Annotated in this window: 16 protein-coding genes and 2 tRNA genes; 17 read left to right on the top strand and 1 reads right to left on the bottom strand. The window is 59.9% G+C overall.

Going from position 1 to position 19,630, the window contains the following annotated elements; all coding sequences use genetic code 11:
- Nucleotides 1–39 precede the first annotated feature (39 nt).
- The gene (gene carB / locus LIX93_RS26935) at nucleotides 40–3,261 is read left to right on the top strand and encodes a carbamoyl-phosphate synthase large subunit (protein ID WP_226507097.1); all 3,222 of its coding nucleotides are present in this window, start codon (nucleotides 40–42) and stop codon (nucleotides 3,259–3,261) included.
- Nucleotides 3,258–3,734, top strand: coding sequence for a transcription elongation factor GreA (greA, locus tag LIX93_RS26930; RefSeq protein ID WP_226507096.1), 477 nt, complete (start codon nucleotides 3,258–3,260; stop codon nucleotides 3,732–3,734). The genes carB and greA overlap by 4 nt, the downstream gene beginning before the upstream one ends.
- Nucleotides 3,735–3,810: 76 nt before the next feature.
- On the opposite strand, the gene LIX93_RS26925 is transcribed toward greA, so the two are convergent.
- Nucleotides 3,811–4,119 carry a YhbY family RNA-binding protein gene (locus LIX93_RS26925; RefSeq protein WP_226507095.1) on the bottom strand — a complete coding sequence of 103 codons (309 nt, stop codon included), beginning with the start codon at nucleotides 4,117–4,119 and terminating at the stop codon, nucleotides 3,811–3,813.
- Between the two features lie 102 nt (nucleotides 4,120–4,221).
- On the opposite strand from LIX93_RS26925, the gene rlmE reads away from it, so the two are divergent.
- From rlmE to pnp, 15 genes are all read left to right on the top strand, one after another.
- Nucleotides 4,222–4,857 (top strand): 23S rRNA (uridine(2552)-2'-O)-methyltransferase RlmE, encoded by a 636-nt coding sequence (rlmE, locus tag LIX93_RS26920; RefSeq protein WP_226507094.1) that lies wholly within the window; start codon nucleotides 4,222–4,224, stop codon nucleotides 4,855–4,857.
- 198 nt (nucleotides 4,858–5,055) lie between these two features.
- Nucleotides 5,056–6,966: an ATP-dependent zinc metalloprotease FtsH gene (gene ftsH, locus LIX93_RS26915; RefSeq protein ID WP_226507093.1), complete on the top strand. Its 1,911-nt coding sequence runs from the start codon at nucleotides 5,056–5,058 to the stop codon at nucleotides 6,964–6,966.
- 23 nt (nucleotides 6,967–6,989) lie between these two features.
- Nucleotides 6,990–7,841, top strand: a complete 852-nt coding sequence (gene folP, locus LIX93_RS26910; RefSeq protein ID WP_226507092.1) for a dihydropteroate synthase — start codon at nucleotides 6,990–6,992, stop codon at nucleotides 7,839–7,841.
- 53 nt (nucleotides 7,842–7,894) lie between these two features.
- A complete protein-coding gene (gene glmM, locus LIX93_RS26905; RefSeq protein WP_226507091.1) occupies nucleotides 7,895–9,235 on the top strand; it encodes a phosphoglucosamine mutase in 1,341 nt (446 codons plus the stop codon).
- 66 nt (nucleotides 9,236–9,301) lie between these two features.
- Entirely contained in the window at nucleotides 9,302–10,057 is a 756-nt protein-coding gene (gene tpiA, locus LIX93_RS26900; RefSeq protein ID WP_226507090.1) for a triose-phosphate isomerase, read from the top strand.
- 4 nt (nucleotides 10,058–10,061) lie between these two features.
- On the top strand, nucleotides 10,062–10,442 hold the full coding sequence (gene secG / locus LIX93_RS26895; RefSeq protein ID WP_226507089.1) for a preprotein translocase subunit SecG: 381 nt from the start codon (nucleotides 10,062–10,064) through the stop codon (nucleotides 10,440–10,442).
- A 45-nt stretch (nucleotides 10,443–10,487) separates the two neighbouring features.
- A tRNA-Leu gene (locus LIX93_RS26890) sits at nucleotides 10,488–10,573 on the top strand.
- 98 nt (nucleotides 10,574–10,671) lie between these two features.
- A tRNA-Met gene (locus tag LIX93_RS26885) sits at nucleotides 10,672–10,748 on the top strand.
- A gap of 139 nt (nucleotides 10,749–10,887) precedes the next feature.
- Entirely contained in the window at nucleotides 10,888–11,346 is a 459-nt protein-coding gene (rimP, locus tag LIX93_RS26880) for a ribosome maturation factor RimP (protein WP_226507174.1), read from the top strand.
- A 48-nt stretch (nucleotides 11,347–11,394) separates the two neighbouring features.
- Complete coding sequence (nusA, locus tag LIX93_RS26875) at nucleotides 11,395–12,876, top strand: transcription termination factor NusA (RefSeq protein WP_226507088.1); 1,482 nt, start codon at nucleotides 11,395–11,397, stop codon at nucleotides 12,874–12,876.
- A 27-nt stretch (nucleotides 12,877–12,903) separates the two neighbouring features.
- A complete protein-coding gene (gene infB / locus LIX93_RS26870; RefSeq protein WP_226507087.1) occupies nucleotides 12,904–15,426 on the top strand; it encodes a translation initiation factor IF-2 in 2,523 nt (840 codons plus the stop codon).
- A gap of 110 nt (nucleotides 15,427–15,536) precedes the next feature.
- On the top strand, nucleotides 15,537–15,938 hold the full coding sequence (rbfA, locus tag LIX93_RS26865; protein ID WP_226507086.1) for a 30S ribosome-binding factor RbfA: 402 nt from the start codon (nucleotides 15,537–15,539) through the stop codon (nucleotides 15,936–15,938).
- Nucleotides 15,939–15,941: 3 nt separating this feature from the next.
- Complete coding sequence (gene truB / locus LIX93_RS26860) at nucleotides 15,942–16,859, top strand: tRNA pseudouridine(55) synthase TruB (protein WP_226507085.1); 918 nt, start codon at nucleotides 15,942–15,944, stop codon at nucleotides 16,857–16,859.
- A 143-nt stretch (nucleotides 16,860–17,002) separates the two neighbouring features.
- Nucleotides 17,003–17,272, top strand: coding sequence for a 30S ribosomal protein S15 (gene rpsO, locus LIX93_RS26855; protein WP_192176367.1), 270 nt, complete (start codon nucleotides 17,003–17,005; stop codon nucleotides 17,270–17,272).
- Between the two features lie 250 nt (nucleotides 17,273–17,522).
- Nucleotides 17,523–19,625 carry a polyribonucleotide nucleotidyltransferase gene (pnp, locus tag LIX93_RS26850; RefSeq protein ID WP_226507084.1) on the top strand — a complete coding sequence of 701 codons (2,103 nt, stop codon included), beginning with the start codon at nucleotides 17,523–17,525 and terminating at the stop codon, nucleotides 19,623–19,625.
- The last annotated feature ends 5 nt before the right edge of the window (nucleotides 19,626–19,630 follow it).

Raw genomic sequence — 19,630 nt, 5'->3', positions numbered from 1 at the left:
CGGGATCGCCGACTGAATTGCGGACTTGAGTGACAACCCATGCCAAAACGTACAGACATAAAAAGCATCCTGATTCTCGGTGCCGGCCCTATCGTCATCGGTCAGGCCTGTGAATTCGACTACTCCGGCGCCCAGGCCTGCAAAGCCCTGCGCGAGGAGGGTTACCGCGTCATCCTGGTGAACTCCAACCCAGCCACCATCATGACCGACCCAGACATGGCCGATGCCACGTACATCGAGCCGATCAAGTGGCAGACTGTGGCCAAGATCATCGAGGCCGAGCGCCCTGACGCCCTGCTGCCGACCATGGGTGGCCAGACCGCACTCAACTGCGCCCTGGACTTGGAGCGCGAAGGCGTCCTGGAAAAGTTCGGCGTCGAAATGATCGGTGCCAACGCCGACACCATCGACAAGGCCGAAGACCGCTCGCGTTTCGACAAGGCCATGAAGTCCATCGGCCTGGCCTGCCCGCGCTCCGGTATCGCCCACACCATGGAAGAAGCCAACGCAGTCCTCGAGACGCTGGGCTTCCCGTGCATCATCCGTCCGTCCTTCACCATGGGCGGCACCGGTGGCGGTATCGCTTACAACCGTGAAGAGTTCGAAGAAATCTGCGCCCGTGGTCTGGACCTGTCGCCGACCAAGGAACTGCTGATCGACGAATCGCTGATCGGCTGGAAAGAGTATGAGATGGAAGTGGTCCGCGACAAAAAGGACAACTGCATCATCGTCTGCTCGATCGAGAACTTCGACCCGATGGGCGTGCACACCGGTGACTCGATCACCGTTGCCCCGGCACAGACCCTGACCGACAAGGAATATCAGATCCTGCGTAACGCCTCGCTGGCGGTACTGCGCGAGATCGGCGTCGAAACCGGCGGGTCCAACGTGCAGTTCGGTATCTGCCCGGACACTGGCCGCATGGTCGTGATCGAGATGAACCCGCGGGTATCGCGTTCCTCGGCGCTGGCGTCCAAGGCGACCGGCTTCCCGATTGCCAAGGTCGCGGCCAAGCTGGCGGTCGGTTACACCCTCGACGAACTGCAGAACGACATCACCGGCGGCAAGACCCCGGCGTCCTTCGAGCCGTCCATCGACTACGTGGTCACCAAGCTGCCACGCTTCGCTTTCGAGAAATTTCCGAAAGCCGATGCCCGCCTGACCACTCAGATGAAGTCCGTGGGTGAAGTCATGGCCATCGGCCGGACCTTCCAGGAGTCCTTGCAGAAAGCTCTGCGCGGCCTGGAAGTGGGCGTGTGCGGCCTTGATCCGAAAGTCGAGCCGAGCAACCCGGAATTCCACAGCATCCTCAAGCGCGAGCTGACCGTGCCGGGTGCCGAGCGTATCTGGTACGTGGCCGATGCCTTCCGCGCCGGCATGACCTGCGACGAAATCTTCAAGCTGACCATGATCGACCACTGGTTCCTGGTACAGATCGAAGACCTGATCAAGGACGAAGAAAAGGTCAAGACTCTTGGTCTGGCCGATATCGACAAGGACCTGATGCTGCGCCTCAAGCGCAAAGGCTTCAGCGACCAGCGCCTGGCCAAGCTGCTGGGCATTACCGACAAGAACCTGCGCCGTCATCGCCACAAGCTGGAGATCTTCCCGGTCTACAAGCGCGTCGATACCTGTGCCGCCGAGTTCGCCACCGACACCGCCTACCTGTACTCCACGTACGAGGAAGAGTGCGAGGCCAACCCGTCGACCCGCGACAAGATCATGATCCTTGGTGGCGGTCCGAACCGTATCGGCCAAGGCATCGAGTTCGACTACTGCTGCGTGCACGCGGCCCTGGCGCTGCGTGAAGACGGGTACGAGACCATCATGGTCAACTGCAACCCGGAAACCGTCTCCACCGACTACGACACCTCGGATCGCCTGTACTTCGAGCCGTTGACGCTTGAAGACGTGCTCGAAATCGTGCGGGTCGAGAAGCCCAAAGGCGTGATCGTTCAGTACGGCGGCCAGACCCCGCTGAAACTGGCTCGCGCCCTGGAAGAAGCCGGCGTACCGATCATCGGCACCAGCCCTGACTCCATCGACCGTGCTGAAGACCGCGAGCGCTTCCAGCAAATGGTGCAGCGCCTGAACCTGCTGCAGCCGCCGAACGCCACCGTGCGCAGCGAAGAAGAAGCCATCCGCGCCGCCGGCGTGATCGGCTACCCGCTGGTAGTGCGTCCGTCCTACGTCCTGGGCGGCCGCGCCATGGAGATCGTCTACGAACTGGACGAACTCAAGCGCTACCTGCGTGACGCTGTACAGGTGTCGAACGACAGCCCGGTGCTGCTCGACCACTTCCTCAACTGCGCCATCGAAATGGACGTGGATGCGGTGTGCGACGGCACCGACGTGGTCATCGGCGCGATCATGCAGCACATCGAACAGGCTGGCGTTCACTCCGGTGACTCCGCGTGCTCGCTGCCGCCATACTCGCTGCCTGCCCACGTGCAGGACGAAGTGCGCGATCAGGTCAAGAAGATGGCCCTGGAGCTGGGCGTCATCGGTCTGATGAACGTGCAGCTGGCCCTGCAGGGCGACAAGATCTACGTGATCGAAGTCAACCCGCGCGCCTCCCGTACCGTGCCGTTCGTGTCCAAGTGCATCGGCACCTCGCTGGCGATGATCGCGGCGCGGGTCATGGCGGGCAAAACGCTGAAGGAAATCGGCTTCACCAAGGAAATCATTCCTAACTTCTATAGCGTCAAGGAAGCGGTGTTCCCGTTCGCCAAGTTCCCGGGCGTCGATCCGATTCTCGGCCCAGAGATGAAATCCACCGGTGAGGTCATGGGTGTCGGTGACACCTTCGGCGAAGCCTTCGCCAAGGCCCAGATGGGCGCCAGCGAAGTGCTGCCGACCGGCGGTACCGCGTTCATCAGCGTGCGTGACGACGACAAGCCACTCGTGGCTGGCGTCGCTCGTGACTTGATCGCCCTGGGCTTCGAAGTGGTCGCGACCGCTGGCACTGCCCGCGTGATCGAGGAAGCCGGCCTCAAAGTGCGCCGTGTGAACAAAGTCACCGAAGGTCGCCCGCACGTGGTCGACATGATCAAGAACGACGAAGTCACCTTGATCATCAACACCACCGAAGGCCGTCAGTCGATCGCTGATTCCTACTCCATCCGTCGCAACGCCCTGCAGCACAAGATCTATTGCACCACTACGATCGCTGCGGGCGAAGCTATCTGCGAAGCGCTGAAATTCGGTCCGGAAAAGACCGTTCGCCGCTTGCAGGATCTGCATGCAGGGCTCAAGGCATGATCAAATACCCCATGACTGTCCAGGGCGCGCGCGCCCTGGAAGAAGAACACGCGCACCTGACCAAGGTAGTGCGCCCCAAGCTCAGCCAGGACATCGGTACTGCGCGCGAGCTGGGGGACCTGAAGGAAAACGCCGAATACCACGCTGCCCGCGAGCAGCAGGGTATGGTCGAGGCGCGCATCCGGGATATCGAAGGCCGCATGCAGAATGCGGTAATCATCGATGTCACCACGATCGAGCCCACCGGCAAGGTGATTTTCGGCACGACAGTGGAGATCGCCAACGTCGAAACCGACGAATCAGTGACCTATCACATCGTCGGGGAAGATGAAGCCGACTTCAAACTCGGAAAGATTTCCGTGGGTTCGCCCATTGCTCGCGCCTTGATTGCCAAGGAAGAGGGCGACGTGGTGGCGGTGAAAACGCCGAGCGGCGTCGTCGAGTACGAGATCGTCAGCGTCAAGCACATCTGACGGGGTGAACCCTTCGCGGGCACGCCTTGCTCCTACACGGTGGGAGCAGGGCTTGCCCGCGAAGCTTTTTAAGCGATCAATGCGCCCGGTGGACGTTCGACAGCTGTTTGTTCACCTGCGGATTCTTGCGGTAGATCAACGCCATTTTGCCGATGACTTGCACCAGATCGGCGCGGCCGGTCTTGCACAGCTGTGCAATGGTCGCCAGACGTTGTTCGCGATCGAGGATGTTGAGCTTGATCTTGATCAGCTCGTGATCGCTCACAGCGCGTTCGAACTCTGCTAAAACACCTTCAGTCAATCCATTATCTGCCACAATCAAAACCGGTTTCAGATGGTGGCCGATGGATTTGTACTGTTTCTTCTGCTCCTGAGTGAGCGGCATAATCTGACCCTTGTCTGATCTTGTAAAAAGCGGCGGCCAGTTTACCCGAGCGGCAATCTCCGCGCCCAGTTAATCGCGACGCCAGAAATATCGAGGTGCCCAGTGGCCCGTTCCAAAACCAGTCTTGGTTGGCTGAAAGAACATTTCAACGATCCTTACGTCAAGATGGCGCAGAAGGATGGTTACCGCTCCCGTGCGAGCTACAAGCTCCTGGAGATCCAGGAAAAGGACCGGATCATCCGTCCTGGCATGAGTGTGATCGACCTCGGCGCCGCGCCGGGCGGCTGGTCGCAGGTCACCAGCCGGCTGATCGGCGGTCAGGGTCGGTTGATCGCCTCCGACATCCTGGAAATGGACAGCATCCCTGACGTGACCTTCATTCAGGGCGATTTCACCGAGGACGCCGTGCTGGCGCAGATTCTCGAAGCGGTAGGTAATTCGCAGGTAGACCTTGTTATTTCCGACATGGCACCCAATATGAGTGGAATGCCGGCCGTCGATATGCCCAAGGCCATGTTCCTTTGTGAACTGGCACTGGACCTCGCAAGCCGGGTGCTCAAGCCGGGTGGCGACTTCCTGATCAAGATCTTTCAGGGCGAAGGCATCGACGTCTATCACAAGACCGTTCGGCAGATGTTTGACAAGGTTCAGGTACGTAAACCTGACTCCTCCCGGGATCGCTCTCGCGAGCAATACCTTCTGGGCCGCGGGTTCCGCGGTGGCAACGAGCAACAATAGGGGCGCTGAGCCTCATTGATTGATATTTTCAATGGGGCGATTGGTCAGCACATAGGCCAATATTGTAGTCAATGCTTTACAAAGGGTTACAGACTGTGTCTGCAGACTATGAAAGTGTCGTGTAAGTTAGGCCGATGATTATCATGCGAGGCACGTCTGCCCCGGTGGCTTGCTTCAGAGGGTAGTGAATTGAACGATATGGCAAAGAACCTCATCCTGTGGTTGATCATTGCAGCCGTCCTGGTGACGGTCATGAACAACTTCTCCAGCCCTAACGAGCCGCAGACCCTCAACTATTCCGACTTCATTCAGCAAGTCAAAGATGGCAAGGTCGAGCGCATCACCGTGGACGGCGCGGTCATCACCGGCAAGCGCAGCGACGGTGACAACTTCAAGACCATCCGTCCGAATATCGCCGACAACGGCCTGATCGGTGACCTGGTCGACAACCATGTGGTGGTCGAAGGCAAGCAGCCCGAGCAGCAGAGCATCTGGACCCAACTGCTGGTGGCGAGCTTCCCGATCCTGGTGATCATTGCCGTGTTCATGTTCTTCATGCGCCAGATGCAAGGCGGTGCGGGAGGCAAGGGCGGGCCGATGAGTTTCGGCAAGAGCAAGGCGAGGCTACTCTCCGAGGATCAGGTCAAGACCACCTTGGGTGACGTCGCCGGTTGCGACGAGGCCAAGGAGGAAGTCGGCGAACTGGTCGAGTTCCTGCGCGATCCGGGCAAGTTTCAGCGCCTCGGCGGTCGTATCCCGCGCGGCGTATTGATGGTCGGTCCTCCGGGTACCGGCAAGACCTTGCTGGCCAAGGCCATCGCTGGCGAAGCCAAGGTGCCGTTCTTCACCATCTCCGGTTCCGACTTCGTCGAGATGTTCGTGGGTGTCGGTGCGAGCCGCGTGCGTGACATGTTCGAACAAGCGAAAAAACACGCGCCCTGCATCATCTTCATCGACGAGATCGATGCAGTGGGTCGTCATCGTGGCGGCGGCATGGGCGGCGGTCACGACGAGCGCGAACAGACCCTCAACCAGTTGCTGGTCGAGATGGATGGTTTTGAAATGAATGACGGCATCATCGTCATTGCTGCAACCAACCGTCCGGACGTACTTGACCCAGCACTGCTGCGTCCAGGTCGTTTCGACCGTCAGGTGGTGGTCGGCTTGCCGGACATCCGAGGTCGCGAGCAGATTCTCAAAGTGCACATGAAAAAAGCGCCGCTGGGCGATGACGTCAACCCGGGTGTGATCGCTCGTGGGACGCCAGGCTTCTCCGGTGCCGATCTGGCCAACCTGGTCAACGAGGCGTCGCTGTTCGCTGCCCGCAACGGCAAGCGTATCGTCGAGATGAAAGAGTTCGAGCTGGCCAAAGACAAGATCATGATGGGCGCAGAGCGCAAGACCATGGTCATGTCCGAGAAAGAAAAACGTAACACCGCTTACCATGAGGCGGGTCACGCCATTGTTGGTCGCGTCGTGCCTGAGCATGATCCGGTCTACAAGGTGTCGATCATCCCCCGCGGTCGGGCGTTGGGTGTGACCATGTTCCTGCCTGAAGAGGATCGCTACAGCCTCTCCAAGCGTGCGCTGATCAGCCAGATCTGCTCGCTGTACGGTGGCCGTATCGCCGAAGAGATGACCCTGGGCTTCGACGGTGTCACCACTGGCGCCTCCAACGACATCATGCGTGCCAGTCAGATTGCGCGGAACATGGTGACCAAGTGGGGCCTCTCGGAAAAACTCGGCCCGCTGCTCTATGCCGAGGACGACGACCAGCCGTTCCTGCGTGGCGGTGGTGGTTCGGGCAACGCCAGCGTGTCGGGCGAAACCGCGAAGCTGATCGACTCCGAAGTGCGTTCGATCATCGACAACTGCTACAGCACGGCGCAGCAAATCCTCACGGACAAGCGTGCCCAACTAGATGCGATGGCCGATGCGCTGATGAAGTACGAGACTATCGATGCTGACCAGATCGACGATATCATGGCTGGACGTACCCCTCGCGAGCCGCGCGACTGGTCCGGTGGCGGTTCGGGTTCTGCGGGTACGCCTGTTAAAGAGGGTGAGCTGCCATCCAGTCCGATCGGCGGTCCAGCAGCTCAACACTAAGGTCTCCGGCCCCAAGGTTTGACATGATATCCACGCTACACCCGACCCGGTTGCCTTGTGGCAACCGGGTTCTTGATTTGTCCCGTACCCATGTCATGGGTATCCTCAATATCACTCCCGATTCGTTCTCCGATGGTGGCCGCTTCGCTCAGCGCGACTTGGCCATTCGGCATGCCGTTGCGATGGTCGAAGCCGGCGCGACACTGATCGATGTCGGTGGCGAGTCAACTCGCCCTGGTGCGAAAGTGGTGGGCGTCGCCGAGGAGCTTGACCGTGTGGCGCCGGTGGTCGATGCCATCGCGCGGGAGCTGGACGTCATCATCTCGGTCGACACCTCCACGCCGCAGGTCATCAGCGAAACCGCGCGCCTGGGCGCCGGCTTGATCAACGATGTGCGCTCCCTGCGTCGCCCTGGCGCCTTGCAAGCGGCAGCCGACACTGGCTTGCCCGTGTGTCTGATGCACATGCTCGGCGAACCGGGTGACATGCAGGACTCGCCTCATTACGATGACCTGGTGGGTGAGGTCAGTGCTTTTCTGGATGAGCGCATGCAGGCCTGTGTGGCGGCGGGTATACCAGTCGAGCGTGTCGTCCTGGACCCGGGTTTTGGCTTTGCCAAGACCCATGAGCACAACTTGAGCCTGTTCCGTCACATGGAAGCCCTGCACGCCCTCGGGCGCCCGCTGCTGGTCGGCGTGTCGCGCAAGAGTATGGTGGGACGCGCCTTGAACCGCACGGTCGATCAGCGCCTGAGCGGCAGCCTGGCCTTGGCAGCCATGGCCATGTTCAAGGGTGCGCGCATCTTGCGTGTGCATGACGTGGCTGAAACGGTCGATGTAGTGCGTATGATTGCAGCGGTCGAAGCCGCCGAATAGGCGCCCGAGCACAACGCCGAACGGCGTTGCCGAACAAGACAGGATTGAAATTGATGAGCAGAAAGTATTTTGGCACCGACGGTATTCGTGGGCGTGTTGGCGAGTATCCGATCACTCCCGACTTCATGCTCAAACTGGGCTGGGCGGCTGGCATGGCGTTCCGCAAGATGGGCGCCTGCCGGGTGCTGGTGGGCAAGGACACGCGGATCTCCGGATACATGTTCGAATCCGCCCTGGAGGCCGGTCTTTCTGCCGCGGGTGCCGATGTCATGCTGCTGGGGCCGATGCCGACCCCGGCGATCGCTTATCTGACGCGCACCTTTCATGCCGAGGCGGGCATCGTCATCAGCGCTTCGCATAACCCGCACGACGACAACGGCATCAAGTTTTTCTCGGGGCAGGGCACCAAGCTGCCCGACGAGATCGAATCGATGATCGAAGAGTTGATGGACGCACCGATGACCGTGGCCGAGTCCAGCAAGCTGGGCAAGGTATCGCGGATCAACGACGCGGCGGGCCGTTACATCGAATTCTGCAAGAGCAGCGTGCCCAGCAGCACCGACTTCGCCGGCCTCAAGCTGGTGGTCGACTGTGCTCATGGCGCCACCTACAAAGTTGCCCCCAATGTGTTCCGTGAGCTCGGCGCGAACGTGACCGTGCTGTCCGCAGCGCCTGATGGCCTGAACATCAATGACAATTGCGGTTCGACCCACATGGAGGCCCTCCAGGCCGCTGTACTGATCGGTCACGCCGATCTGGGCATCGCCTTCGACGGCGATGGCGATCGCGTGCTTATGGTCGATCACACGGGCGCTATCGTCGACGGTGACGAGTTGCTGTTCATCATTGCCCGCGACCTGCAAGAGCGCGGCCGTCTCAATGGTGGCGTGGTCGGCACCTTGATGAGCAATCTCGGCCTGGAACTGGCGTTGCAGGATCTGGCGATTCCGTTTGTGCGCGCCAAGGTCGGCGATCGCTACGTGATGGCCGAGCTCAAGGAGCGTGACTGGCAGTTGGGCGGCGAAAATTCCGGCCATGTGGTGTGCTGCCAGCACACCACTACCGGGGATGCGATCATCGCTGCGCTGCAGGTGCTGTTGGCGCTCAGGCGCCGTGACGAGAGCCTTGCTCACGCCCGTCAGGGGGTGCGCAAGTGCCCGCAGGTGTTGGTCAATGTGCGTTTTGCCGGGGGGGATGTCGACCCTTGCGAGCACCCTGCGGTCAAGGAGGCCTGTGAGCGCGTGACCGCTGCAATGGGCGGTCGTGGTCGAGTGCTGCTGCGCAAGTCCGGCACCGAGCCACTGGTGCGTGTCATGGTCGAAGGCGACGATGAAAAGCAGGTTCGTGGCTACGCCGACGAGCTGGCAAAACTGGTAAGTGAAGTTTGCGCCTGAATACGGCTTGCCAGTGATGATCTGGTTGGGTAACATCTGCGCCCACTTTGACCGACGAGGTACAGCATGCGTCGCACGATGGTAGCAGGTAACTGGAAAATGCACGGTACCGGCAACAGCGTCGCTGAGCTGATCAAGGGACTGAGCAATCTGTCTCTGCCGGGTTCGGTCGACGTGGCGGTGTTCCCGCCGGCGTTGTATATCGATCGCGTCGTCGCTGGCCTGCAAGGACAGTCGATTGTGGTCGGTGGGCAGAACAGTGCCCAGCAAGCCGAGCAGGGTGCGTTGACCGGCGAGATCTCGCCGGCGCAGTTGGCGGAAGCCGGTTGCAAGCTGGTGCTGGTAGGGCACTCGGAGCGTCGGCAGATCTTTGCCGAATCCGATGAGCTGCTGGTGCGAAAGTTTGCAGCAGCCCAGGCCAGTGGCTTGACTCCGGTGCTCTGTGTAGGGGAAACCCTGGAAGAGCGCGAGGCGGACAAGACCCTTGCAGTAGTCGGTCGGCAGATCGATAGCGTGATTGATGCCCTGGGTATCGACGCTTTCGTCAACGCGATCATCGCTTATGAGCCTGTATGGGCCATCGGCACGGGCCTCACGGCCTCGCCGCAGCAAGCGCAGGATGTGCACGCAGCCATCCGCGCGCAGCTGGCGGCAAAGAATTCTGAAGTGGCGGGTAATACGCGACTTCTATACGGCGGCAGCGTGAAGGCGGCCAATGCGGCTGAGCTGTTCGGCATGCCGGATATCGATGGGGGGCTCATTGGTGGAGCTTCCCTGAATGCAGATGAGTTCGGTGCGATCATTCGCGCCGCGGGAAACTGAGAAAATGCTGGAAACAGTCGTAGTCGTTTTTCATCTGCTGGGTGCCCTGGGCGTAGTTGCTCTGGTTTTGCTGCAGCAGGGTAAAGGTGCGGACGCTGGCGCGTCGTTCGGAGCAGGTGCATCAAATACTGTCTTCGGAGGCCAAGGTTCCTCTACCTTTCTTAGTAAGTTTACTGCTATACTAGCTGCATGTTTTTTCATAACCAGCCTGGGGTTAGGTTACTTTGCTAAAGAGAAAGCTCACCAGCTGACTCAAGTAGGTCTCCCTCAAGTTCCAGCGGTTGTGGTTCCAAAGCAAAAGCCGGTTTCAGATGATGTTCCGGTGCTTCAAGAGCAAAAGAGTGATGTGAAATCTGACGTCCCTCCTGCTCAAGAGCAAAAGTGATACTCGCAAGGGCATCATGGTTGTACGGGTAGTAAAAGTTGTATTGCCGAGGTGGTGGAATTGGTAGACACGCAACCTTGAGGTGGTTGTGCCCATAGGGTGTAGGGGTTCGAGTCCCCTTCTCGGTACCAATTAATCAGGGGAGCCCGCAGATGCGGGCTTTCTTGTCGGTGAAAGGCTGGATTGACCCCGACAGGGGTTCGGTCTTATACTTTCGCCCCAGCTTTGTCGCGGGATGGAGCAGTCTGGTAGCTCGTCGGGCTCATAACCCGAAGGTCGTTGGTTCAAATCCAGCTCCCGCAACCAGTTTTAGCAGAGCCCCTTTTTAGGGGCTTTTTGTTGGCTGGACAGTCTTTGCGTCGGTATTCAACGGCGTATCCGGGATGGGCGCTTCGCCCATTTTTTATTTGCATTAGCATGCATGAACATGCACGAGGGGGTTCAGGTGTCGAGCAAGCTAGAACAGTTGCAGGCCTTGTTGGCCCCGGTGGTCGTGGCCCTTGGCTATGAATGCTGGGGGATCGAATTTTCCGCTCAAGGTCGCCATTCTTTGTTGCGTGTCTATATCGACAAGGAAGGCGGCGTGCTGGTGGATGACTGTGCAATCGTCAGCCGCCAGATCAGCGGCGTACTGGACGTTGAAGATCCTATCTCCGTCGAGTACACCCTTGAAGTTTCTTCTCCCGGCATGGAGCGCCCGCTGTTCACTCTTGAACAGTTTGCCCAATTTGTCGGCGAACAAGTGAAGATCAAGCTGCGTTCGCCCTTCGAAGGGCGACGCAACTTTCAGGGTTTTCTCCGCGGGGTGGAGGAACAGGATGTGGTAGTCCAGGTAGACGATCACGAGTTCCTGTTGCCGATCGATATGGTCGACAAGGCCAACATTATTCCCAGTTTTGACTGAGACGCGGATCCCGCGGATCCAAATGGCTTGCGAAAGGCGAGGCGTACGATGAGCAAAGAAGTACTGCTGGTTGTTGAGTCGGTATCCAATGAAAAGGGCGTACCGGCGGGCGTTATTTTTGAGGCGCTGGAAATAGCGCTGGCTACGGCCACCAAAAAGCGTTTTGAAGACGAAGTTGACCTGCGTGTGGAAATCAACCGCCACACCGGTGCCTATGAGACGTTCCGTCGCTGGACTGTGGTCGAGGAGGCTGATCTTGACGATCCGGCCATCGAGACCTGGCCAAGCAAGGTGGAAATCTCGCACCCTGGCGCTCAGGTCGGTGAAGTAGTCGAAGAAAAGATCGATTCGATCGAATTCGGCCGTATCGCTGCCCAGACCGCCAAACAGGTCATCGTGCAGAAAGTTCGCGAAGCCGAACGTGCTCAAGTGGTCGATGCCTATCGCGAGCGTCTCGGCGAGATCATCTCCGGGACCGTCAAGAAGGTCACCCGTGACAATGTCATCGTCGACCTGGGCAACAACGCGGAAGCGTTGCTGGCCCGTGAAGACATTATTTCCCGGGAAACTTTCCGGGTGGGCGTGCGCTTGCGTGCACTGCTCAAGGAAATCCGCACCGAGAATCGCGGTCCGCAGCTGATTCTGTCGCGTACTGCGCCAGAAATGCTGATCGAACTGTTCCGCATCGAAGTGCCGGAAATCGCCGAAGGGCTGATCGAAGTCATGGCTGCGTCTCGTGATCCTGGCTCCCGAGCCAAGATCGCCGTACGTTCCAAGGACAAGCGTATCGATCCTCAGGGCGCCTGCATCGGTATGCGCGGTTCCCGCGTACAGGCCGTTTCGGGTGAACTGGGCGGCGAGCGTGTCGACATCGTTCTCTGGGACGATAACCCTGCGCAATTCGTGATCAACGCGATGTCGCCTGCCGAAGTGGCCGCCATCATCGTTGATGAAGATGCCCATGCCATGGACATCGCGGTCGGCGCAGACAACCTGGCTCAAGCGATTGGTCGTGGTGGACAGAACGTCCGCCTGGCCAGCCAACTGACCGGTTGGACCCTGAACGTGATGACCGAATCGGACATCCAGGCCAAGCAGCAAGCAGAAACCGGCGACATCCTGCGCAACTTCATCGACGAGCTGGAAGTCGACGAAGAGCTGGCGCAGGTGCTGGTTGATGAAGGCTTCACCAGCCTGGAAGAGATTGCCTACGTACCGTTGGAAGAAATGCTCAACATCGACGGCTTTGACGAAGATATCGTCAACGAGCTTCGCGCTCGTGCCAAGGATCGTTTGTTGACCAAAGCCATCGCTACAGAGGAAAAGCTGGCAGACGCCCATCCGGCCGAAGACCTGCTCTCGCTTGAGGGTATGGACAAGGATTTGGCGATGGAACTGGCGGTGCGCGGCGTAATTACCCGCGAAGACCTGGCCGAGCAGTCTATTGACGATCTGCTCGACATCGACGGCATTGACCAAGATCGTGCCGGCAAGTTGATCATGGCCGCCCGAGCCCACTGGTTCGAGTAAGTAGGCGCGGCCTGAGGAGAGAAGTGCATGACGCAAGTCACGGTGAATGAACTGGCCAAAGAGGTCGCTGCACCGGTAGAGCGCCTGTTACAGCAGATGCGTGAGGCAGGTCTGCCGCACACCGACGCCGGACAAGTTGTGACCGATAATGAGAAGCAGGCTCTGCTGGCTCATTTGAAAAGCAGCCACAAGGTAAAAGTGGAAGAACCGCGCAAGATCACCTTGCAGCGCAAAACCACGAGCACCCTGCGTGTAGCAGGTAGCAAAAGCATCAGCGTAGAAGTACGCAAGAAGAAAGTTTTCGTTCAGCGCAGCCCGGAAGAAATCCAGGCCGAGCAGAAGCGCGAGCTCGAAGAGCGCCGTGCGGCCGAAGCCGCTGTGCGCCAGAAGGCAGAGGCAGAAGCACGCTCGAAGGCTCCTCAGGAAGCCTCGAACGCGCCGCAAGGCGCCGCCGCTGCTCCAGCAGCCCCGGCACCTGCAGCAGCTCCGGCCGCTGCACCGGCCCCTGTGGCTTCCGACGCTTTCGTCGCACAAGCCCCGGCGCCTGCCCCGGCTGGCGAGCGCAAGCGTGAAGAACCGCCACGTCGCCCGGACAAGGCCAAAGGTGAAGACGACCGCCGTGCCGGCGAGCGCAAGAACCAGCCGCACCGTGCCACCGTCAAGGAGAAGGCGCCGACTCCGCGTGCCGCTCCGCGCACCACCGAAGAAGAAAGCGACAGCTTCCGTCGCGGTGGCCGTGGCAAGGGCAAGCTGAAAAAGCGCAACGCTCATGGTTTCCAGAGCCCGACCGGCCCTGTCGTGCGTGACGTACAGATCGGCGAGACCATCTCGGTCGGCGATCTGGCCGCACAGATGTCGGTGAAAGCTGCCGAAGTCATCAAGTTCATGTTCAAGCTGGGTACTCCAGCCACCATCAACCAGGTACTGGATCAGGAAACTGCCCAACTGGTTGCTGAAGAACTGGGCCACAAAGTGACTCTGGTCAGCGACACCGCCCTGGAAGACTCCCTGGCCGAATCGTTGAAGTTCGAAGGCGAAGCCTTTGCACGTGCGCCGGTGGTGACCGTCATGGGTCACGTCGACCACGGTAAAACGTCGCTGCTCGACTACATCCGTCGTGCCAAGGTTGCCGCTGGCGAAGCCGGTGGTATCACCCAGCACATCGGTGCCTACCACGTCGAAACCGACCGTGGCATGGTCACCTTCCTCGACACCCCGGGTCACGCCGCGTTTACCGCTATGCGTGCCCGTGGTGCCAAGGCGACCGACATCGTCATCCTCGTGGTGGCAGCGGACGACGGCGTGATGCCGCAAACCATCGAAGCCGTTCAGCATGCCAAGGCAGCTGGCGTCCCGTTGGTCGTGGCGGTCAACAAGATCGACAAGCCGGGTGCAGACCTGGATCGCATCCGCAGCGAACTGTCGGTGCACGGCGTGACCTCCGAAGAGTGGGGTGGCGACACTCCATTCGTACCGGTTTCGGCCAAAGCGGGTACTGGCGTCGACGAACTGCTCGAAGCCGTATTGCTGCAAGCCGAAGTGCTGGAACTGACCGCAACCCCTTCGGCCCCTGGCCGTGGTGTGGTGGTCGAGTCCCGTCTGGACAAGGGCCGTGGCCCGGTGGCCACCGTGCTGGTTCAGGACGGTACCCTGCGTCAGGGCGACATGGTCCTGGTCGGTTCGAACTATGGCCGCGTGCGTGCCATGCTCGACGAGAACGGCAAGTCGATCAAGGAAGCTGGTCCATCCATCCCTGTCGAGATCCTCGGCCTGGACGGTACACCGGACGCTGGCGACGAAATGAGCGTTGTGGCTGACGAGAAGAAAGCCCGTGAAGTCGCGCTGTTCCGTCAAGGCAAGTTCCGCGAAGTCAAGCTGGCCCGTGCTCACGCCGGCAAGCTGGAAAACATCTTCGAGAACATGGGCCAGGAAGAGAAGAAGACGCTCAACATCGTCCTCAAATCCGACGTCCGCGGTTCGCTCGAAGCGCTGCAAGGTGCGCTCAACGGCCTGGGCAACGACGAAGTGCAAGTGCGTGTGGTCGGTGGCGGCGTCGGTGGTATCACCGAATCCGATGCCAACCTGGCACTGGCCTCCAATGCAGTAGTGTTCGGCTTCAACGTGCGTGCCGATGCCGGCGCGCGCAAGATCGTCGAGCAGGAAGGTCTGGATATGCGTTACTACAACGTGATCTACGACATCATTGAAGACGTCAAGAAAGCCCTGACCGGCATGCTCGGCAGCGATGTTCGCGAGAACATCCTGGGTGTCGCCGAAGTGCGTGACGTGTTCCGTTCGCCGAAGTTTGGTGCGATCGCGGGTTGCATGGTCATCGAGGGTACGGTTTACCGTAACCGTCCGATCCGTGTACTGCGCGAAGACATCGTTATCTTCGAAGGCGAGCTGGAATCGCTGCGTCGCTTCAAGGACGATGCTTCCGACGTTCGTGCTGGCATGGAGTGCGGTATCGGCGTCAAGAGCTACAACGACGTCAAGCCGGGCGACAAGATCGAAGTCTACGAGAAGGTCCAAGTGGCTCGTACGCTCTAATCCGCGAGCTCATGGAACCGCGCGAATGTTTCGCCCGGTTCTGAACGCAACGCCCGGTCCGGCTTTATGCCTGACCGGGCGTTTGCCGCTCTAGTTACAGGTAGTGAAACATGGCAAAAGAATACAGCCGTACCCAACGGATCGGCGATCAGATGCAGCGCGAGCTGGCACAATTGATTCGTCGTGAAGTCAAGGATCCCCGCGTGGGCCTGGTCACCATCACTGCCGTCGACGTCAGCCGTGACGTGGGCCACGCCAAGGTGTACATCACCGTGATGGGCGAGGACAGCGCCGAAGACATCAAGCAGAGCATCAAGGTGCTCAACTCCGCCGCTGGCTTTCTGCGCATGCAGTTGGCCAAGGAAATGAAGCTGCGCAGCGTGCCGCAATTGCACTTCCATTACGACGAAAGCGTTTCGCGCGGTGCCCACCTGTCGGCGCTGATCGAACGTGCCGTGGCAGAGGACAATCTTCACCCCGAAGACGGTCCGGAAACAGACGCCAAGGAGTAATCGGTGGCTCAGGTCAAACGTATTCGCCGCAACGTCAGCGGCATCATTCTGCTCGACAAGCCGCTGGGGTTCACCTCCAACGCCGCCCTGCAGAAAGTCCGCTGGCTGCTGAACGCCGAGAAGGCCGGGCACACCGGCAGCCTCGACCCGCTGGCCACCGGTGTGCTGCCTTTGTGCTTCGGCGAGGCTACCAAGTTTTCCCAGTACCTGCTCGAGTCCGACAAGGGCTACGAGACGGTGATGCAACTCGGGCAGACCACCACCACGGCGGATGCCGAAGGTGAGGTCCTGCAGACTCGTGAGGTGACCGTCGGTCGCGCCGATATCGAGGCTGCTCTGCCAGCGTTTCGCGGCCCTATCATGCAGATCCCGCCGATGTACTCGGCGCTCAAGCGTGATGGTCAGCCGCTGTACAAGCTCGCCCGTGCAGGGGAAGTAGTGGAGCGGGAAGCGCGTTCTGTTACTATTGGTCGGCTGGAATTGCTCGAACACGAGCAGACCCGCGCCAGACTGTCGGTAGGCTGCACTAAAGGCACCTATATCCGCACGCTGGTCGAAGACATTGGCGAGCAGCTGGGCTGTGGCGCCTACGTCGCGGAACTGCGCCGTACCCACGCCGGGCCGTTCAGCCTGGCCCAGACTGTCACCCTCGAAGAACTCGAGGCGGTACACGCCGAAGGCGGCAACGAGGCGGTGGATCGCTTCCTGATGCCATCGGACAGCGGCTTGCAGGATTGGCCTCTGTTGCAGTTCTCCGAGGCCAGCGCGCACTACTGGTTGCACGGGCAGGCGGTCAGAGCCCCCGATGCACCGCGCTTCGGGATGGTGCGGGTACAGGATCACAATGGTCGCTTCATCGGGATCGGTGAAGTGAGCGAAGACGGGCGCATTGCGCCACGTCGACTGATTCGGTCGGAATGACCGATCCCGGTCGCCGGGGGTTCCCTGGCGGCTGGTCGAGGACGGCTGTCAACAGGCACGGTCGCACCTCTTTTTATTAATACAGGGTATTACCCTGGCCTGTTGGAATCCGCTTGCGGGTTCCCTAGTACTGGAGATGCCTCATGGCTCTTAGCGTTGAAGACAAAGCTCAAATCGTTGCCGACTACCAGCAAGCCGTTGGTGATACTGGTTCGCCAGAAGTGCAAGTTGCACTGCTGACCCACAACATCAACAAGCTGCAAGGTCACTTCAAGGCCAACGGCAAGGATCACCACTCGCGTCGTGGTCTGATCCGTATGGTCAACCAGCGCCGCAAGCTGCTGGACTACCTGAAGGGCAAGGACATCACCCGTTACAGCGCCCTGATCGGTCGTCTGGGTCTGCGTCGCTAATAGCGGCCTGACACGCGGTGACAAGCGTGGCGTGTTGTGTTCGCCGGCCAGGGCTCAAGCTCCGGCCTGCGAGGGCGCCGCGCGCATTCCTGAGGTTGGTTGTCTGTCGTACCCCAGCGGGTTCACCGCCAGGGCGGACAGGCCTCCAGCCTCAAGTTGTATCTGGACGGTCATCGGGGCCGAATCCCCTGCCTGCCCAAGCATTCGCAAGAACCCAGTTCCCCCAGAGCAATCAAGAAGGTAGGAAACCGTGAACCCGGTCATCAAGAAGTTTCAATTCGGTCAGTCGACCGTTACCCTCGAAACGGGCCGCATTGCCCGTCAAGCCTCAGGCGCCGTACTGGTCACCGTCGATAACGACGTCACCGTACTGGTCACCGTGGTCGGTGCCAAGCAAGCGGATCCAGGCAAGGGTTTTTTCCCTCTGTCCGTGCACTACCAGGAAAAGACCTACGCTGCCGGTAAAATTCCTGGCGGTTTCTTCAAGCGTGAAGGCCGTCCTTCCGAGAAAGAAACCCTCACCTCGCGTCTGATCGATCGCCCGATCCGCCCCCTGTTCCCTGAAGGCTTCATGAACGAAGTGCAGGTTGTCTGCACCGTCGTTTCCACCAGCAAGAAAACCGATCCGGACATCGCTGCGATGATCGGTACCTCGGCAGCCCTGGCCATCTCCGGCATTCCATTCGAAGGCCCGATCGGCGCCGCTCGTGTGGCTTTCCACGAAAGCACCGGCTACCTGCTGAACCCGACGTACGAGCAGCAGGCTGCTTCGAGCCTGGACATGGTCGTTGCCGGTACCAAGGACGCCGTGCTGATGGTTGAGTCGGAAGCCAAAGAGCTGACCGAAGACCAGATGCTGGGCGCCGTGCTGTTCGCCCACGATGAATTCCAGTCGGTCATCAAAGCCGTCACCGAGCTGGCTGCCGAAGCTGCCAAGCCGACCTGGAGCTGGACCCCTAAAGCCTGGAACACCGAGCTGCTGGGCGCTATCCGCAGTGAGTTCGGCGATGCCGTTTCTCAGGCCTACACCATCACCGTCAAGGCTGATCGTTACGCCAAGCTGGGTGAACTGCGTGACCAAGTGGTTGCCAAGTTCGCCACTGAAAACGGCCCAAGCACTGGCGAAGTGAAGGAAATCTTCGGCGAGATCGAATACCGCACCGTTCGCGAAAACATCGTCAACGGCAAGCCACGTATCGACGGTCGCGACACCAAGACCGTACGCCCGCTGAACATCGAAGTCGGTGTTCTGCCAAAGACCCACGGTTCTTCGCTGTTCACCCGTGGTGAAACCCAGGCGCTGGTCGTTGCTACGCTGGGTACCGCCCGTGACGCGCAACTGCTGGACACCCTCGAAGGCGAGAAAAAAGACCCGTTCATGCTGCACTACAACTTCCCGCCGTTCTCGGTCGGTGAGTGTGGTCGCATGGGCGGTGCTGGCCGTCGCGAAATCGGTCACGGCCGTCTGGCCCGTCGCAGCATCTCGGCCATGCTGCCGGATGCCAGCGAATTCCCGTACACCATCCGCGTGGTTTCGGAAATCACCGAGTCCAACGGTTCGAGCTCCATGGCGTCGGTCTGCGGTGCTTCTCTGGCACTGATGGACGCCGGTGTGCCAATGAAGGCGCCGGTTGCCGGTATCGCCATGGGCCTGGTGAAAGAAGGCGAGAAGTTCGCCATCCTCACCGACATTCTGGGTGACGAAGATCACCTCGGCGACATGGACTTCAAGGTAGCCGGTACCGCCAAAGGCGTCACCGCGCTGCAGATGGACATCAAGATCAACGGCATCACCGAAGAGATCATGGAAATCGCCCTGGGCCAAGCCCTGGAAGCGCGCCTGAACATCCTCGGCCAGATGAACCAGATCCTCGGCACTTCGCGTACCGAGCTGTCGGCCAACGCGCCGACCATGATCGCCATGAAGATCGACACCGACAAGATCCGTGACGTCATCGGCAAAGGCGGCGCGACCATTCGTGCCATCTGCGAAGAAACCAAGGCTTCGATCGATATCGAAGACGACGGCTCGATCAAGATTTTCGGCGAAAGCAAAGAAGCAGCAGAAGCTGCGCGTCAGCGCGTTCTGAGCATCACCGCCGAAGCCGAGATCGGCAAGATCTACGTCGGCAAGGTCGAGCGTATCGTTGACTTCGGTGCGTTCGTCAACATCCTGCCGGGCAAGGACGGTCTGGTGCACATCTCGATGCTGAGCGATGCTCGCGTAGAGAAAGTCACCGACATCCTCAAGGAAGGCCAGGAAGTCGAAGTGCTGGTACTGGACGTCGACAACCGCGGTCGCATCAAGCTGTCCATCAAGGACGTCGCTGCTGCCAAGGCTTCCGGCGCGTAAGTGCT

This window comes from Pseudomonas sp. MWU16-30317 (genome assembly GCF_020515695.1).
GTDB lineage: Bacteria > Pseudomonadota > Gammaproteobacteria > Pseudomonadales > Pseudomonadaceae > Aquipseudomonas.
The sequence above is the reverse complement of the archived record's forward strand: the minus strand, read 5'-3'. Positions and strand labels throughout refer to the sequence as shown.

Bases quoted from the DNA above. Each gene is read 5' to 3' on its own strand.
- carB (WP_226507097.1), top strand. From the start codon at position 40: ATGCCAAAACGTACAGACATAAAAAGCATCCTGATTCTCGGTGCCGGC.
- greA (WP_226507096.1), top strand. From the start codon at position 3,258: ATGATCAAATACCCCATGACTGTCCAGGGCGCGCGCGCCCTGGAAGAA.
- LIX93_RS26925 (WP_226507095.1), bottom strand. From the start codon at position 4,119: ATGCCGCTCACTCAGGAGCAGAAGAAACAGTACAAATCCATCGGCCAC.
- ftsH (WP_226507093.1), top strand. From the start codon at position 5,056: ATGGCAAAGAACCTCATCCTGTGGTTGATCATTGCAGCCGTCCTGGTG.
- folP (WP_226507092.1), top strand. From the start codon at position 6,990: ATGATATCCACGCTACACCCGACCCGGTTGCCTTGTGGCAACCGGGTT.
- glmM (WP_226507091.1), top strand. From the start codon at position 7,895: ATGAGCAGAAAGTATTTTGGCACCGACGGTATTCGTGGGCGTGTTGGC.
- tpiA (WP_226507090.1), top strand. From the start codon at position 9,302: ATGCGTCGCACGATGGTAGCAGGTAACTGGAAAATGCACGGTACCGGC.
- secG (WP_226507089.1), top strand. From the start codon at position 10,062: ATGCTGGAAACAGTCGTAGTCGTTTTTCATCTGCTGGGTGCCCTGGGC.
- nusA (WP_226507088.1), top strand. From the start codon at position 11,395: ATGAGCAAAGAAGTACTGCTGGTTGTTGAGTCGGTATCCAATGAAAAG.
- infB (WP_226507087.1), top strand. From the start codon at position 12,904: ATGACGCAAGTCACGGTGAATGAACTGGCCAAAGAGGTCGCTGCACCG.
- rbfA (WP_226507086.1), top strand. From the start codon at position 15,537: ATGGCAAAAGAATACAGCCGTACCCAACGGATCGGCGATCAGATGCAG.
- rpsO (WP_192176367.1), top strand. From the start codon at position 17,003: ATGGCTCTTAGCGTTGAAGACAAAGCTCAAATCGTTGCCGACTACCAG.